The sequence below is a fragment of the Hymenobacter wooponensis genome (genome assembly GCF_004745865.1).
GTDB classification, from domain to species: domain Bacteria; phylum Bacteroidota; class Bacteroidia; order Cytophagales; family Hymenobacteraceae; genus Hymenobacter; species Hymenobacter wooponensis.
In genome coordinates this window covers 184789-200666 of sequence record NZ_SRKZ01000006.1, presented here as the reverse complement: position 1 = coordinate 200666, position 15878 = coordinate 184789, and the positions used below count along the sequence as shown (strand labels likewise).

Annotated in this window: 13 protein-coding genes; 10 read left to right on the top strand and 3 right to left on the bottom strand. The window is 52.1% G+C overall.

The features are described 5' to 3' along the window. The first annotated feature begins 10 nt into the window (after positions 1 to 10). The 4 genes from porK (at position 11) to porN (ending at position 4593) form a co-directional block, all read left to right on the top strand. Positions 11 to 1030: a T9SS ring complex lipoprotein PorK/GldK gene (porK, locus tag EU557_RS19965; RefSeq protein ID WP_135532246.1), complete on the top strand. Its 1020-nt coding sequence runs from the start codon at positions 11 to 13 to the stop codon at positions 1028 to 1030. Between the two features lie 121 nt (positions 1031 to 1151). Next, positions 1152 to 1961, top strand: a complete 810-nt coding sequence (porL, locus tag EU557_RS19960) for a type IX secretion system motor protein PorL/GldL (RefSeq protein ID WP_135532245.1) — start codon at positions 1152 to 1154, stop codon at positions 1959 to 1961. A gap of 59 nt (positions 1962 to 2020) precedes the next feature. Beyond that, positions 2021 to 3601: a type IX secretion system motor protein PorM/GldM gene (gene porM, locus EU557_RS19955; RefSeq protein WP_135532244.1), complete on the top strand. Its 1581-nt coding sequence runs from the start codon at positions 2021 to 2023 to the stop codon at positions 3599 to 3601. A gap of 47 nt (positions 3602 to 3648) precedes the next feature. Continuing rightward, positions 3649 to 4593, top strand: coding sequence for a type IX secretion system ring subunit PorN/GldN (gene porN, locus EU557_RS19950; RefSeq protein ID WP_135532243.1), 945 nt, complete (start codon positions 3649 to 3651; stop codon positions 4591 to 4593). Positions 4594 to 4662: 69 nt separating this feature from the next. On the opposite strand, the gene uvrC is transcribed toward porN, so the two are convergent. The 3 genes from uvrC to porW form a co-directional block, all read right to left on the bottom strand. After that, positions 4663 to 6465, bottom strand: a complete 1803-nt coding sequence (uvrC, locus tag EU557_RS19945) for an excinuclease ABC subunit UvrC (protein WP_135532242.1) — start codon at positions 6463 to 6465, stop codon at positions 4663 to 4665. A 147-nt stretch (positions 6466 to 6612) separates the two neighbouring features. Further along, on the bottom strand, positions 6613 to 8958 hold the full coding sequence (locus tag EU557_RS19940; protein WP_135532241.1) for a penicillin-binding protein 1A: 2346 nt from the start codon (positions 8956 to 8958) through the stop codon (positions 6613 to 6615). Positions 8959 to 9061: 103 nt separating this feature from the next. Further along, positions 9062 to 12262, bottom strand: coding sequence for a type IX secretion system periplasmic lipoprotein PorW/SprE (gene porW, locus EU557_RS19935; protein ID WP_167855288.1), 3201 nt, complete (start codon positions 12260 to 12262; stop codon positions 9062 to 9064). Between the two features lie 243 nt (positions 12263 to 12505). Here porW and EU557_RS19930 point away from each other — a divergent pair, with 243 nt between their 5' ends. The 6 genes from EU557_RS19930 to atpH all read left to right on the top strand — a co-directional run bounded on the left by EU557_RS19930 (position 12506) and on the right by atpH (position 15874). After that, a complete protein-coding gene (locus EU557_RS19930; protein ID WP_135532239.1) occupies positions 12506 to 12757 on the top strand; it encodes an AtpZ/AtpI family protein in 252 nt (83 codons plus the stop codon). An 8-nt stretch (positions 12758 to 12765) separates the two neighbouring features. Next, positions 12766 to 13173, top strand: a complete 408-nt coding sequence (locus tag EU557_RS19925; RefSeq protein WP_135532238.1) for a hypothetical protein — start codon at positions 12766 to 12768, stop codon at positions 13171 to 13173. 33 nt (positions 13174 to 13206) lie between these two features. Beyond that, entirely contained in the window at positions 13207 to 14262 is a 1056-nt protein-coding gene (atpB, locus tag EU557_RS19920) for a F0F1 ATP synthase subunit A (protein ID WP_135532237.1), read from the top strand. Between the two features lie 53 nt (positions 14263 to 14315). Beyond that, positions 14316 to 14576, top strand: a complete 261-nt coding sequence (gene atpE, locus EU557_RS19915; protein WP_019946527.1) for an ATP synthase F0 subunit C — start codon at positions 14316 to 14318, stop codon at positions 14574 to 14576. Between the two features lie 153 nt (positions 14577 to 14729). Continuing rightward, positions 14730 to 15227, top strand: a complete 498-nt coding sequence (locus EU557_RS19910; RefSeq protein WP_135532236.1) for a F0F1 ATP synthase subunit B — start codon at positions 14730 to 14732, stop codon at positions 15225 to 15227. An 86-nt stretch (positions 15228 to 15313) separates the two neighbouring features. Beyond that, the gene (gene atpH, locus EU557_RS19905) at positions 15314 to 15874 is read left to right on the top strand and encodes an ATP synthase F1 subunit delta (protein WP_135532235.1); all 561 of its coding nucleotides are present in this window, start codon (positions 15314 to 15316) and stop codon (positions 15872 to 15874) included. The last annotated feature ends 4 nt before the right edge of the window (positions 15875 to 15878 follow it).

Sequence of the window (15878 nt, the reverse complement as noted above, 5' to 3'; positions counted from 1 at the left end):
TCTTCCTCACATGAACAAGTTTCTCATTTTGCCTCTCGTTGCGTTCTCGACGCTCTTGCTGGGAGGCTGTGGTTTTGGCAAAGGACCGCAAGGCGACCTAGTCGGAGCTGAGGATCGTCCTGAGTTCAATCCACAGGAGGTTCCTTATGGTATGGTGCCATGCCCAGGCGGTACGTTCCACATGGGACAGACCGACCAAGACATTTCGGCCTCTATGGTCAACATGAATAAGCAGGTAACTATTGCCGGCTTCTACATGGATGAGACCGAGATTACCAACAATGAGTATCGTCAGTTTATGAACGCTATTCGCCAAGACTCCATTGATGTCTTAGGGGAAGAGTATGTAATGACGGAGCTCTATCCTGATACTACGGTGTGGGTGCGTGACTTCACTTACCACATGGGTGATCCGCTGATGGAGTACTATTATACTCACCCAGCCTTCGACGACTACCCTGTGGTAGGTGTTGACTGGTTTGCTGCCAAGTATTTCTGCAACTGGCGCACTAAGCATAAGAATGCTGCCAACGAAGAAGCCGGCTTGGCACCTACGCCTAACTTCCGTTTGCCTTCGGAGGCTGAGTGGGAATACGCAGCTCGCGGTGGCCGTGACCTCGCTACTTACCCATGGGGTGGCCCTTATCTGCGTAACTCTAAAGGCTGCATGCTGGCTAACTTCAAGCCTGGCCGCGGCGACTACGCATCTGATGGCTACGCTTACACTTCACCAGTAGGTGCCTTCTTCCCCAACGACTTTGGCCTTTACGACATGTCCGGCAACGTATCCGAGTGGTGCGATGATGCTTACATGGAAGCTTCTGTACCTGTAGTGTGGGACATGAACCCAACTAACCCAGATGATAACGAGCCCCGCAAAGTAGTGCGTGGTGGTTCTTGGAAAGACATCGCTTATTTCTTGGAAACTGGCACCCGCAACTTCGAATACCAAGATTCAGCCCGCTCCTATATCGGCTTCCGCACTGCCATGATCCAAATTGGCATGGGAACAAATGGTAGCCTAAACTAAGCTCTGCTTTCTAAGTCCTTGAGCTTCGTTTCTTAACCTAACGACCCCCTACTTACACCTTCTGCATTTTTCTTCTTAGTCAATCAACTCACCAACTTCTCTTTTTTAATTTCTTACTAACATGGCAGCAAAAGGCGGTAACTTCATGTATGACGTGGTTATGCCCAAGGTGTATGGCATCGGGGCCGCAGTCGTAATCATCGGAGCATTGTTTAAAATTCTGCACTGGAAAGGTGCTGACGTAATGCTGATGGTTGGACTAGGCACTGAAGCCCTGATCTTCTTCTTGAGCGCATTCCAACCCAATGCTAAAGAGGTAGACTGGTCACTGGTGTATCCCGAGCTGAGCGAAGGTTACGACCCCTCTACTAATAGCAATAAATTCGTTGAGCAAAGCAGCACCGGCACGGGCCTGACCCGTAAGCTGGACGACATGCTGAAAGATGCTAACGTAACTCCAGAGGCTATTGCTTCGCTGGGCCAGGGCCTGAACCGCTTGAGCACTACTACTCAGCAACTCTCGACTCTCGGTGATGCTACTAGCGCTACCGACGAGTATACGACGAAAGTTCGTTCGGCTGCCCAGTCATTGGAGCGTATCAATGAGGCTTACGGCAAAACTGCTCAGGCTATGACGGCTATGGCCGACGCTACGAGCGATGCTAAAGAATACCACCTGCAAGTGCAGAACGTAACCAAGAACTTGGGCGCTCTGAATGCAGTGTACGAAATGGAACTGCAGGATGCTAACACGCACCTCAAATCCATGAACAAGTTCTATGGCACTCTGTCGCAGGCTATGGAAAACCTGACTGAAGCCGGTAAAGAGACTGAGCAGTTCAAGCAGGAAGTTACCAGCCTGACTACCAACCTCAGCTCGCTCAACCGCGTGTACGGCAACATGCTGAACGCCATGCGCGCTACCAGCTAAGGCTAGTCTTGCTTGACAACTTCAGGTTTAGTTCACCCCATATAGATAGGTAAGACAAGATGGCGGGAGGTAAAGAGACTCCACGGCAGAAGATGATCGGGATGATGTACTTGGTACTCACCGCTCTTCTGGCCCTTCAAGTAAACTCAGCAATTCTACTTAAATTTAAATTCCTCGACGAAAGCCTCGGCTCCATCAACGATAAAGTATCGAATGCGAACGAAGGAGCAGTAAAAGGAATTCAAGCGCAAGTTGAAAAGAACCGTAACCAGGCTCGGGACCTTGCAGTTCTGAAGCAGAGCCAGGAGATCCGGGACCGTACGAAACAAATGGTTTCGTATCTGGACGAGGTACGTAGCAAACTGCTCACCGCTACGGAGAACAAAGGCAAAAACGAATTTAAAAATATGAGCGCCGAAGACAAGGTAGCCATCACCATGCTTGGTGGCACCCGTAATGGCGAGGCATATAAGATGAAGGAAGAACTTAATAAGTATTCTTCCTACATCAAGCAATTCGTTCCTAATGCTGGTCCTTTAGCGCTTGATGCTCGTGAAGATGCTATGGTGACTGATCCGGAGCAGAAAAGCAAGAATTTTGCTGAACTGAACTTCGAGAACACGCCTGTTGTAGCAGCACTAGCTGTTCTTTCTCAGAAAGAAGCCGAAGTATTAAAGTACGAGTCTGATGCATTAGCTGCACAGGCCGCAAAGGTTGGTGGTAGCGTAATTGTATTTGACAAGATCGGTGCCTTCGCTAGCGCAGAATCGAATACCGTTGCTGCTGGTACGAAATACAAAGCAGAATTGTTTCTGACGGCATCTGCTTCGGGCCTGAACCCAAGCATGACGCTGAATGGTTCGCCCCTGTCAGTAGGATCTGACGGTAAAGGTAAAGTTGAATTCACGGCCCGCCCCGGTAGCTTTGATGCAGCTGGTAACGCTAAGGCACAGTGGACTGGCACCATCCGTTTCAAGCAGAACGGTCGTGACACGACCTTCAAAGTAACGGTTCCTTATACTGTTACTAAGCCTGTAATGCAGATCCAGTCGGCTTCTGTACAAGCTCTTTATTTCAAGTGCGGTAACAAGCTGAGCGTACAGGTACCTGCTCTAGGTGCTCAGTATGATCCTAGCTTCTCGGCTTCGGGTGCTAGCACAATTAAAGGTTCAGCTAAGGGCGAGGTTACTCTGGTACCGAACTCGAAGCAAGTAACGCTAAGTGTTAGCAGCGGTGGTAATGCTATCGGCTCGCAGACGTTCGAAGTTCGTCCGATTCCTAAGCCTGAAATTAAGTGCATCGTAGGTGGCCGCGAGGCTAACGAAAAGCAGGGTACTCCTATCACGGCTGTGCGTAACATGCAGCTTCGTGCCGTAGCTGATGCCGGCTTCTCTACCTTCCTGCCGGACGATGCTAAGTTCCGTGTAACTCGCTACGAAGTAACCCTGGTACGTGGCCGTCGTCCTGCTCTACCAACTATACCTGTAAATGGTCCTAACGTCGACCTGAGCAGCGTAGTAAACTCAGCTCGCGAAGGTGACCGTCTGTACATCGAAGTAAAAGAGGTGCAGCGTATGAACTTCCAAGGCAACACGGAGCAAGTAAACGTTTCCAAGCAGTTCAATATTCCGCTACTCTAAGCGTTATTGATCTGAACTAACCGCTACGTTTTTTTGATTACCCTGGTATGAACAAATTCCTCTCCTTTGCCGCTCTGACGGCTGGCCTAGCGCTGTCGGTGGCAGCTTCGGCTCAGGAACAAGCTACCACCGCGAGCAGCAATGGCTCGTACCGCCCAATTCCGAACTCGGACATTATGTTCCGGAAAACGATTTGGCGTGCAATTGACCTGCGCGAAAAGCAGAACAAACCAATGTTCTCTGAAGGCAGGGAAATTAGCAAGGTAATCTTGGACGCCGTAAAACGCGGTGAGCTGCAGGCCTATCGGAACGACTCATTAACATCTACTTTCTCTTCAAAGGAGGTTACCTCTAACGTATCATATGCTGAGGCCAATGCTGGTTTGAGCGATGAGGAAAGAGCTGCCGGTTTTACCGAAGACACGGGAGCAGACGATTGGGGCCCAAAGCCTGCGGCCACCAAGCGTCCTAAACTTGGCGCTAACGGCAAGCCGTTGAAGGATAGCAAAGGCCGGATCATTTATGAAACGGTAGCTGCTGCTCCAGCGAAGCCAGCTGCTGCGCCGAGCTACGAGTATCGTCCCAAGGACATCTACCAGATGGAATTGAAGGAAGATATGATCTTCGACAAGAAACGGTCGCGGATGTATCACGATATCAAGTGCATCACGCTGCTAGTTCCGTCTACGTTGAGCTCTAACGTTTCGGGTATTGAAAAGCCAATCGGTACTTTCAAATACAGCGACCTTGTAAAGGTATTCCGCGCCAATCCAGACAAAGCCATTTGGTTCAATCCACAGAACGACGCTCAGCATAAAAACCTGGCGGATGCTTTCGAACTCTGGTTGTTCAACTCCTATATCGTGAAAGTTTCTAACCCCAATGATGCCCGCCTCTCGGACATCTATGGTGGTGAGCGGGAAGGTATCCTTGCTTCGCAGCAAGCTGCAGCCGACCTGATCGAATATGAGTATAACCTCTGGAGCTTCTAGACCACAACAGAGTTAAGTAAAAAGCCCTCACGGATATTCTGTGAGGGCTTTTTTATTGTTGCCTATACGCTATTCGTTCTGGCTAAAATAGTCCAACAGGATTCTAGCTTTAGCTTTTCCTACTTCTGCGACTAATTCTGGCTCCGAGAGTTCCTTAATCTTTTTGACAGATTTGAACTTAGTCAGCAGCTTATCAGCAGTTATGGGGCCTAGGCCTTTTACATCAGTAAGCTCTGTTTTCAACGTAGCCGCATCACGACGGCTGCGGTGGAAGGTGATGCCAAAGCGGTGAACTTCGTCGCGCATACGCTGGAACAGACGTAGGGACTCGCTTTTCTTATCAATGTAAAGCGGTAACGGGTCGTTGGGGACATAGATCTCTTCTAGGCGTTTAGCAATACCAATCACTGCTATCTGACCCCACAGGTTCAGGTCTTTCAACGCTTTTACTGCCATGCTCAATTGGCCTTTGCCGCCGTCGACAATAACAAGTTGCGGAAGGCTGGCCCCTTCATCAACCAAACGCCGGTACCGGCGGCTTACTACTTCATACATAGAGTCGAAGTCGTTGGGACCGACTACGGTTTTGATGTGGTAATGCCGGTAATCCTTCTTACTAGGCCTAGCGTTACGGAAACACACCATGGCAGCCACAGGATTGTCGCCTTGGAAGTTAGAGTTGTCGAAGCATTCAATGTGCTTAGGAAGCTCCGTAAGGCGTAAGTCCTTCTTGATAGTCTCCATGATGCGGACTTCATTCAGGTCTTTGCTCCGGTCATTCATGCTTTCCTTCTCCTTGCGCAGGTAAAGCACGTTTTTCAGGCTAAGCTCTAACAGTTTGCGTTTGTCGCCAATTTGGGGTTGAGTGACCGTAACAGACGGAAGAGGCAAAGTCGGAACTGCTACGTTCGTAAGGATTTCCTTCGACTGGCTTTCAAACTCCTCCCGCATCTGCATAATCATAGAAGTTAGAATCTCTTCATCAGGCTCATCTAGCTTCTTTTGTACCTCCACTGACTGAGTCAAGATAATGCTGCCATTCATCACCTTGAGATAGTTGATGAAGGCAGACTTTTCGTTCGAGGCGATACTAAAGACGTCGATGTTAGAAAGCGAAGCGTTAACGATAGTACTCTTAGCTTGAAACTCATCGAGCTTGTCGAGCTTCTGCTTGAATTGATGGGCTAGCTCATATTGCTGATCCTGCGCGGCCTGCATCATCTTCTCACGGAAGTACTGTTTGGGCAGGCGTAGGTCGCCGTTCAGGATCTGCCGGATCTGTTGGATATACTGGTTATAGGTTTCCTCATCCTGCAGACCTTCACATGGGCCTTTGCAATTGCCCAAGTGGTATTCCAGACACACTTTGAACTTGCCGGCTTCTACGTTTTGGGGTGATAGGTTGTAGGTACAGGTGCGGAGCGGATATAGTGACCTAATCAGTTCCAGCAGCAGGTTCATACCGGTTACGTTAGCGTAAGGTCCATAGTAGCGGCCATCGCCGGGCTTCTTGTTACGCGTAGGAATGAGCCGTGGAAAACGTTCGTTTGTCAGCAGCAGGTAAGGGTATGTTTTACCATCCTTCAGTAGAATATTGTACTTCGGCTGATGCTGTTTGATCAGGTTATTTTCCAGCAGAAAGGCATCTGACTCGGAGTCAACAATAGTGAACTCAATCCGGTCAATATTCTTGACCAGTTGTTGGGTCTTCTTATTGTGGTCCTGCTTCGTGAAGTAGCTACTCACCCGCTTGCGCAGGTCAATGGCTTTACCCACGTAAATGATGGTATCCGTAACGTCGAAATACTTATACACGCCAGGCCGGTGGGGAAGCTGGCGAATTTGATCCTGTAGATGGTCTTTGGCAGCCATTATGCTTGAATCGGGGTGTTGTCAGAGTACTCAGTTGCGCGCCTTTTGTTCGGCTAGGCCAGTGCAGCAGGCAGAATTGAGCGGTAATAACAAAAAAGTGGCAGGTGAAAAACACCTGCCACCCGTAAATCGCGCCCAAAAAGTAGATTAAATGTCCTGATCCTGTAGATCATTCAAATCCACTTGGTTCAGCTTTTGGTCATAAGGAATGGTGTCGCGCTGAGCACTGCCACCATAGTAGCGAGAGCAGTCAATTTCTATGCTGAGCGGCTTCTCTGGTTTTGGGAACGGACCGGTATTAATGCCAATGCTTTTATCGGAGTATACCTTCCGCATAAACAACCCATAAATAGGCAGTGCCAAGCGTGACCCCTGACCGTAGGCGCCCGTGCGGAAGTGGACGCTGCGGTCTTCACCACCTACCCACATACCACAAACCAGATCCGGCGTTAGGCCCATAAACCAGCCGTCGGAGTAGTTGCTAGTGGTACCGGTTTTCGCCCCCATCTCATAAGGAAATTTGAAACCGTTCTTTAGGATGATAGAAGTGCCGCCCTGCTCCTCGGTAGCACCACGGAGCATATAGGTCATTAGATAAGCGGTTTCCTCGCTGAGGGCTTCGCGGGTTTGTGGCATGAAGTCACGCAGTACGTTGCCATTCTTGTCCTCAATTCGGGTAACCATCATGGGGGAAGTCCACACCCCTTTATTTACGAAGGTGCTGTAGGCCCCAGCCAGCTCGTAGATGCTCACATCAGAAGAGCCGAAACCAACGGCTGGCACTGCTTCAATAGGAGACGTAATGCCTAGGCGTTTAGCGTAGCTCACAATTGTTGCGGGCTCCAGCTTCTGCACCAGCCACGCCGTAATAGAGTTCATGGAGCGCGCTAGCGCTTGGCGTAGCGTAAACGAGCGGCCGGAGTAGCTGCCTTCAAAGTTCTTGGGCGTATAAGCTGGGCGGCCCCGCTCTGCCGGGAAGGTGGTGGGCACATCAGGGCGCTGGTAGCAAGGGGAGTAGCCCTGGTCGATAGCCGCGACATACACGAAGGGCTTGAACGTGGAGCCCGGCTGCCGCTTGCCCTGCTTTACGTGGTCATACTTGATGTATTTGAAGTTGATGCCCCCCACCCAAGCCTTTACTTGCCCATTCAGGGGGTTCATGGCCATGAAGCCGGAATGCAGAATGCGCTTGTAGTAAGCCAGGGAGTCCATCGGTGACATGAGTACTTCCTTCTCGCCACCCTGCCAGGTGAACACCTTCATCTTATACTTCTTGTTCAGATAGTATTTGATGGAGTCCTTGTTACCCTCGTAGCGGTTGAAGAGCGACTTATAGCGCTCAGTGCGCTGGATGCTGGAACTGAGAAAGTTTGGAATGACTTTGCCGTTTTCATCTCGCCAGGGCTGCTGGCCTTTCCATTGCTGGTCAAACCATTTTTGCTGCAGTTTCATATGCTCTGCTACTGCCCCCTCAGCATACTTCTGCATGCGAGAATCAATGGTCGTGTAGATTTTCAGACCATCGGCATACAAATCATGGTCGGTTTCCTTAGCCCAGGCTTTCAGCATTTTGCTAACCTCCACCCGGAAGTAAGGCGCAATACCTTCGTTCTGGTTTTCTACCTTATAGTCTAGGGCAATAGGCCTAGCAACTGCTTTCTGATAAGTGGGCTCGTCGATGTAATGATACTTGTTCATCTGGCTCAGTACCCAGTTGCGCCGGCGCTTAGAGCGCTCGGGGTTCCGCACCGGATTGAACCAGGAAGGACCATTTACAACGCCTACCAGCAGAGCAGCTTCTTCTAGCTTGAGGTTGGCAGGCTTCTTATTGAAGAAGGTTTTAGCGGCTACCGTAATACCGAAGGCGTTAGACCCGTATTCAGCCGTATTGAGGTACATGCGCAAGATTTCGCGCTTAGTATAGTTTCGCTCCAGGCGCACCGCCATGATCCATTCCTTGGTCTTGATGATAATCATGCGTAGGCCAGGTACATCATTCAGTGCGCCATCGTTCAGGTCTTCCCGAGTGCGGAAGAGCATCTTCGCTACTTGCTGGGTAAGAGTAGATGCTCCGCCGCTTTTGCGGAACGTTACGATGCCCATGGCGGCCCGGCCAAGTCCTTTCAGGTCAATACCAGAGTGTTCCTCGAACCGAGCGTCTTCAGTTGCTATAAGGGCATCGACGAGGTGCTGAGGCAATTCCTCATATTCGGCGGGAGTGCGGTTTTCATGAAAATACTTACCCATGAGTACCCCATCTGCCGAGTAGATTTCAGAAGCTAGCTCACTCTTGGGATTCTCTAAAGTCTTGAGGTTGGGCATACGCCCAAAGAGATTCAGGAAATTGACACTAACGGCCAGCACATATAAAATCAGCCCCAAGATTCCGGCGCCAAACAACACCCAGAAGGTGCGGGTGATACCCGTGAAGCGGCCGCTAGAGTTAGGCTTTCGGGCAGTTGATTTAGCTTTCTTGGTGGCAGGATAAGCCATTGGTGTGATAAGTGTTGAAAAATGCTTGACTAAAGCAGGGCGTTTGCTGACCACCGGGCTCTAGGCCACTGCAGGCGAGTACAGCGGTTACCCCACTCTCAGACTAGCGGTAGTTCTGCTGGTAAAAACGCTGGTATTCCTCCAGGTCTTTGGTCTGGAGAAGAAGCGGCAAGTTATCAATACTGATTACAAGGGTTTGGTAACCCGCGCCACGCAACTTGCTCATGGGCGACTGAGGGCCCCGCAGTTTGGTGGCGTAGCTCTGAGCAACTTTCGCACCAGGCAGGCTCTGAATTAGCACAAGTTCCTGGGTATCGCCTAAGGGCTGTTGCGCCACCTGTAGGTTGTTTACCTTGAAGTAACGAGTGTTGTAGGCCCCTAATTGGTTGGGCAGGTCTTGGAGTGGTGCTGCTCCTTTCGGAAATACCAAGGCAACAACATGCGCACTAGCCTGATCAGCTTTATAGGGAGTAGCAGGCTTGGCCGGCGGGGTTACAGGAGTAGTGGGAGCCGAGGCCGGAGCTGCAGATGAGGGTGAAGCACTTGGAGGAGTTGCTACTGGAGTTGTAGTAGCGTCCGGTGCTGTGGTAGGTGCTGGGGCCGGGGCAGTAGAGGTAGCAGGCGTTTTTGCGGGAGCTGGCACCTTTTTACCACGTGCTCGAGCCTGGGCTGCCGCCATACGTGCCGCTTTAACCGGATCAACTGGCGGTGCTACTGGAGTAGCAGAGGGTTCTGCAGGAGCAGTGACGGGCTCCGGTACAGGGGCAACCGGAGCGGTGGGCACCTCAGGCGCTGCTTTGCCAGGCGTAATGGCCCCAGGCCGTGAGGGACTGCTGGCAGGCGCGCTACCTGGTGTAGCGAGCGGGGTTGAAGCGGCGGGAACTGCTGCGTTAGTTGCCTTAGGTTGCACCGGCGACTCATTCTCGGCGTAGTAAATACGCATCCGATTCTCTACTTCTCCCGGTTTGAAAGCCGACACAACAGGCTTGTCCATAGAAGCCAAGGCCCCCGTTATTTTGCCTGCTTCATAATCGTTGTATACCGTAAGCAGGGTAGCCGCCTGAGGGGCCAAGGCACTTTCCGGATAATCTTTAGCGAACTTCTCTACGGAAGCCTTGGCAGTAGCAGGCGGCTGGGTCCGGATGGAGAGTAAAGTGTTGAGGAAGGCCACCCGGTCGTTGAGGTCGTTTTCCGGATATTGCTTCTTGGCACGAACTAATACGGCAGAGGCCTTCGTAAACTCCTGCTTTTTATAGAAGGTAAAGGCCGAGTCGACCAGAATGCTCACCTGCGCATTGGCAATGGATGTATGGCGCAGATACTCCGGGTCCGCGACTAGACGGGCGTAGGAGGAATTGGGGTAACCCTGCCGCAGACGTTCAGCGTAGCCCTCGGCTTTGGCAGACTGGTTCTGGTTTTTATGGATTAGGTAGAGGATGTAGAGCGTTTCGGCAGTATGGGTGCCTTTCGGGAAGCGTGTTAGGAGCTTCTCGTAGGTTTCTGCGGCCGGAACTGGCTCCCGCAACTGTTGATTATAGATACCGCCCAACTGGTAAAGCGCTTCCTGTACTTGGGCCTGGGAAGCCTGCATCTGCACTTCAGTGAGCGGAATGTTTTGCCGATAACCGGCCACCAGTGCCGCCGTTGGGTCGATGGCATCAGTTGACGTGCCCTGGGAACCTAGACCTGGGGCATTAACAACTGTATTACTGGTTCCGGCAATAGATACTGGCACGTTGCCACCTTGCTGGGTAACCGCTGAGTTGCTGGCTTGGGTTACAAAGCGCCAGTTATCCTGCAGCGGACGGTCGCCCCACTTCCGGATAAACTCGCTACGAGCAGTGCTCAGCGAGGTAGGGTTGTCGAAGTACCACTTAGCTCCCGTGCTCATGTCCGCGAAGGCCATGGGGTCAATGTTCGGCTGGCCGTCGCGGGCCGTGCTAACACCGGTAGAGGTCTGCAGGTCGCGTTGGGCATCCCGGGCCTGCCGCGCTGCTACAGCCTCTTCTGCCTTCCGCCGCACATCTAGTTCGGCTTGGGCGTAGGCCACTAACCGCGTTCTGAGCGTAGCAGTATCTAAGCGGGCCAGAGCCTGCAAGCTATCCTGAGTTTCAACAATGTTGATCTGCTGGGCAAAATCCTTTAGTGTGGCAGCTCGCTCCGAAATGGCTGCGTACTCCGGCGCTTCCTTGGGCATGGCCTGCACCGTACTATCGTAATAAGCCGCGGCTAAACGGTAGCGCTGCAGGTTCTCGTAGTAAATGCGCCCTGCTAATAAATAGGTGTATGACTTCTGCGTACGGCTAGGAGTAGGGACGCGGGCCGATTTCTCCAGCAGCGCCAGTGCCTCTGGGTAGCGCTGCTGCCGGTAGTTAAGCCGCGCCATTTCGTAGTAAATCTTATCCTGATACTCCTTGTTCTTGGTATCCTTGAGCAGCTTCGTGAAATACTTATCCAGCCGCGCCCGATCATTTTGGTTAAGGTCGGATACCTGGCCTAGCATGAGCTTGCTGAAGAAGTCTAGCTCGTAGGGCGGGTTTTTCTTCAGGATCTGATTCAGCTCCGCATAGGCTTTCTTGTCGTCGCCTTGGGCTTGGTATAGCTGCGCCAGAATGTAGCGCGTGCGCGACTGCTCATTTTTAGGCGTGATAAGCGGAATGGCGCGTTCTAGCTGGTCAATAGCCTTAGGCTGGTCGCCGGTCAGCAAATAGTACTCGGCCCGCGTCAGGAACAGCTCCCGGGCATTGAGCGGGGTACCTTGCTCTTTATCGAGAATATCTGACACGGCCGCGGCGCTTTCCAGCTCTTTGGTCGCTAAAAAAGTGCGCATCAGCCATATTAAGGCCTCGTGCCGTGCATTGGGGTCGGTGCTGGTGGTGTTAACGTATTTAAACGTCTTGGCTGCATCCTCATACTCCGCTTTATAAAAGCGGGCTTTGCCTACTAATATATAGCTGTCATCGGTCCAGTCGGAGCCGGGGCGGTGTTGGATAGGCAGCGACGACTTCTTAATGATGTCTTCCATATCCGCCGCAATGCGCCCCACGGTGGCCTCGTCGAGGGTGGGGAAGAGCGGCAGCACCCGGTTGTAGTCATTCACGCGAGCCTTGTATAAGGCTTCTTCGGTGGCGTGCATCTTCTCGCGCGCCAAGAAATACGCGTTGTCGCGAGCTACTACGTTGTCATAGGCGTGGCCTACCAGAGAGCGGCGCTCCGAGGAACAGCTAACCACGCCAGCCAGCAGCAATGCTGCGGTAGGAGCAGAGAGAAAACGGAGAAGCGAAAGAGTCGTCGGTTTCGTCACAAGGCAGCTTAAAGGCTCGGGAGGGAGAGCAAACAGAAAACGCGCCATCTGCCCCAGTTCGTTCGGGGCAAAGGCACTCTTTCCTGTAACGCGCCACTACGGGTAAAATTACGGCATTAATTTTTGACCATCGTTAGCCGCAGATTCCCAGCTTTTTCGGGTTCTGGCAGTGGCCTAGGTCAGGGTAGCCAACTACCTACGCGCATCCTCGTACTTTTGCATCCCATTTGGTAGCTCCCCACCATGCCAACGCCCACCCCTGCACCCCGCAAACCCACCGAGGCAGACTCCTCATCTGATCGGCTCCGCAGCTTTGCCCGCTATTCGGGCATCGGTATCCAAATGCTGGCTACCATTGGCCTGAGTACTTGGGCGGGTTATTGGCTCGACGGGCACTTTCAAACCAAAACGCCCTGGTTTACGGTGGCCCTGATGCTGCTAGGCCTGTTCGCCGCCTTATATAATGTGATTCGCTCCGTCACGAAAGATCAATAGCCTCGCCCGTGAAAGCATTTCTTCGCTCTTACCTGATTTTCTGCCTACTGATCGGTTTTGTGTTGTATGCGCTGCACAGCCAGTTTGGGCCGCGCATCATCCATCCGTTCACGCCTTACACATTTGCCTTCTTCGCCGTACTCACCTTCCTGACTTATCGGGTGACGGCAAAGCTGGTGCAGGCGAACCCCGATAATTTTTTAGTGGCCTACTTCGGCACCATGGTTGTGCGGCTACTTTTATCGCTGGTACTGGTGCTAGTGTACCTTTTTAAGGGAGGAGGGAAAGAAGGCGACGCCCGCTGGGCCTTCCTAGGGAGCTTCTTCGTCCTGTATTTTCTCTTTGCTGGGTTTGAAGTCTGGAGCGTTCTGAGTAACTTGCGCCCGTTTTCAAAACCGGGTGAAACCACAAAATGAGTTTTTTGTGAAGCCCACCCTAAATCCCACTGAATGAAGCGTTTACTGATAGCTCTCTTTTGCATTCTTTCGCTTCCCGTTTTTGCTCAAGAGCATGGCTCCGCTGCCGCGGAGGGTGCCAAGACGGAGGAGTTCCGTCCCGGCGACATGATTCTGCACCACATTGGTGATTCGCACGAGTGGCACTGGTTCTCCACCGACAACGATCATTTCACCACCTACCTGCCCGTTATTGCCTTCCGTCCTGGCAAAGGTGTTTCCGTGTTTTCGTCGCGTAACCTCGCCGAGGGCAAGGTGTATGATGGCCTGAAACTGGAGCACGAAAAGCTAGAGGCAGAAGATGGTGGCAAGGTGTACGACTTCTCTATTACCAAGAACGTAGCCTCACTGATGCTAAGCGCCGCTATTCTGCTGCTGGTGTTCACGGCAGTAGCTCGTGGGTACGCTAAGCGCGGCACTGGTGCTCCTCGTGGTATTCAGTCGTTCTTCGAACCTCTGATCGTATTCATCCGCGACGAGGTGGCCAAGAAGTCTATCGGACCGAAGTACGAGCGTTACATGCCGTATCTGCTGACGGTGTTCTTCTTCATTTGGTTTAACAACCTGTTGGGCCTCCTGCCCGGTGCCGCTAACCTGACCGGCAACATTGCCGTGACGCTTACCATGGCCGTTATCACGCTGCTGGTGACGCTGTTTAGCTCCAACAAAAACTACTGGCACCACATTTTCGCTACGCCCGGCGTACCGAAGGCTCTGTTGCCCATCATGATTCCCGTGGAGGTTATCGGCATCTTCGTAAAGCCGTTCTCCCTGATGGTTCGTTTGTTCGCTAACATCACGGCGGGCCACATTGTAATCCTGAGCTTTATCTCGCTCATCTTCATCTTCAAGAGCGTCGCAGTTAGCCCGGTGTCAATCGCCTTCGGTTTGTTCATCAACATGCTGGAGCTGCTGGTGGCTATTCTACAGGCCTACATCTTCACGCTGCTGACGGCCATGTACATTGGTGGCGCAGTTGAAGAGCACCATGATGCTGATTACCAAATGGGTGGTGGCGACGGCGCTGATAACGCCCACGCTGCACACTAAGTAGTTTTCCCCTCCTGATTTTTTCGTTTTTCACTTCCCCAAACCTTTGTTTTATGCTTCTTTCTCTGTTGTTGCAGGCCATTACTAATTCCGCTGGTCTGGCCGTATTCGGTGCTGCTATTGGTGCTGGTCTGGTTGCTTTGGGTGCCGGTCTGGGCATCGGTCGTATCGGTGGTCAGGCTATGGAAGCCATTGGCCGTCAGCCAGAAGCTTCAGGCAAAATCCAAACTGCCATGCTAATCGTAGCGGCTCTGATCGAAGGTCTGGCTCTGTTCGCAGTAGTAGTTTGCTTGCTGATTTCGTTTAATCTGTAAGCATTGAGATAGTACAGGAGCAGCCCGCTGCGCGTCGCTTCAGCGCACGGCGCAGCGGGCTGCCTTGGCTTTCTGGTACTGAGTAACACTGGCCTAGGCCACACTGCTCAGCCGCCATTTTGAGTAATAGTATTCACTACTCACTTCTATCTCATGCCTCCCATAGTAAATCCCGAATTAGGCCTGATTTTCTGGCAGGTGGTGATTTTCGGTATCGTGCTGCTGTTGCTGCGCACGTTTGCCTGGAAGCCCATCCTTTCTTCTTTGAAAGAGCGTGAAAGCTCAATCGAAGGTGCCCTGCGCATGGCCGACCAGGCCAAGCTGGAAATGCAGGAACTGAAAGCTGGCAACGAGAAGTTGTTAGCTGAAGCCCGTTTGGAGCGCGACCGGATTCTGAAAGAAGCCACCGCTGTATCCAATCAGCTGATCGAGCAAGCCAAAACCAAGGCTACCGAAGAAGGTGCCCGCATGATTGAGCAAGCTCGCGAAGCCATTCAGAACGAGAAAAACGCAGCCTTGGCTGAGGTGAAAGGCACCGCCGCCAAGCTCTCCATCGATATCGCGGAGCGCATCCTGCGCCGTGAACTGACTGACCAGCCGGCTCAGCAGCAACTCGTGGACTCGTATCTGCAGGAAGTAAAACTGAACTAAGAAGTCAGGAGCTAGAAGCTAGTAGAGGCAAGCCCGCGGCGGTTTTTCTTCTGGCTCCTAACTCCTAGCTCCTAACTCCTACAAGAATGTCTGAACTACGAGTTGCCTCCCGCTATGCCAAGTCTTTGCTTGATTTGGCCGAGGAGCAGGGTACGCTGGAGCAAGTAAAGCAGGACATGGACTTGTTCAACAAGGTGTTGAGCGAGAACCGGGATCTGCGCTTATTGCTGCGCAACCCCATCGTCAAGCACGACAAGAAACTGGCTATTCTGCACGCCGTGTTCGGCGGTAAGGTATCGAACCTCACAGAGAAGTTCTTTACCATCATCACGCAGAAAAACCGCGAAAGCGCCCTGGAATACATCGGTGCTGAGTTTCTTACCCAATACAATCTGCTGCGTGGCGTGCAGCTGGCTGAGGTAACTACCGCTATGCCACTCAACGCCATCACCCGCTTGCAAGTAACCAACCTGGTTCGCCAGCAAACTGGCCTACAGCAAGTCACGCTCACCGAGAAAATTGATCCGGAACTCATTGGCGGCTTCGTGCTGCGCGTGGGCGACCGGCTCATCGATGACTCGGTTAGTTACCGGTTGCGCAAGCTGCGCACCGAATTCTCGAAGAACCCCTACCAATCTCAACTATAAGCGT

What these genes read in the sequence shown, in the direction of transcription:
- porM (WP_135532244.1), top strand. Translation starts at nt 2,021, where the DNA reads ATGGCGGGAGGTAAAGAGACTCCACGGCAGAAGATGATCGGGATGATG.
- porK (WP_135532246.1), top strand. Translation starts at nt 11, where the DNA reads ATGAACAAGTTTCTCATTTTGCCTCTCGTTGCGTTCTCGACGCTCTTG.
- EU557_RS19930 (WP_135532239.1), top strand. Translation starts at nt 12,506, where the DNA reads ATGCCAACGCCCACCCCTGCACCCCGCAAACCCACCGAGGCAGACTCC.
- atpB (WP_135532237.1), top strand. Translation starts at nt 13,207, where the DNA reads ATGAAGCGTTTACTGATAGCTCTCTTTTGCATTCTTTCGCTTCCCGTT.
- porN (WP_135532243.1), top strand. Translation starts at nt 3,649, where the DNA reads ATGAACAAATTCCTCTCCTTTGCCGCTCTGACGGCTGGCCTAGCGCTG.
- atpE (WP_019946527.1), top strand. Translation starts at nt 14,316, where the DNA reads ATGCTTCTTTCTCTGTTGTTGCAGGCCATTACTAATTCCGCTGGTCTG.
- EU557_RS19940 (WP_135532241.1), bottom strand. Translation starts at nt 8,958, where the DNA reads ATGGCTTATCCTGCCACCAAGAAAGCTAAATCAACTGCCCGAAAGCCT.
- porL (WP_135532245.1), top strand. Translation starts at nt 1,152, where the DNA reads ATGGCAGCAAAAGGCGGTAACTTCATGTATGACGTGGTTATGCCCAAG.
- EU557_RS19910 (WP_135532236.1), top strand. Translation starts at nt 14,730, where the DNA reads ATGCCTCCCATAGTAAATCCCGAATTAGGCCTGATTTTCTGGCAGGTG.
- atpH (WP_135532235.1), top strand. Translation starts at nt 15,314, where the DNA reads ATGTCTGAACTACGAGTTGCCTCCCGCTATGCCAAGTCTTTGCTTGAT.
- uvrC (WP_135532242.1), bottom strand. Translation starts at nt 6,465, where the DNA reads ATGGCTGCCAAAGACCATCTACAGGATCAAATTCGCCAGCTTCCCCAC.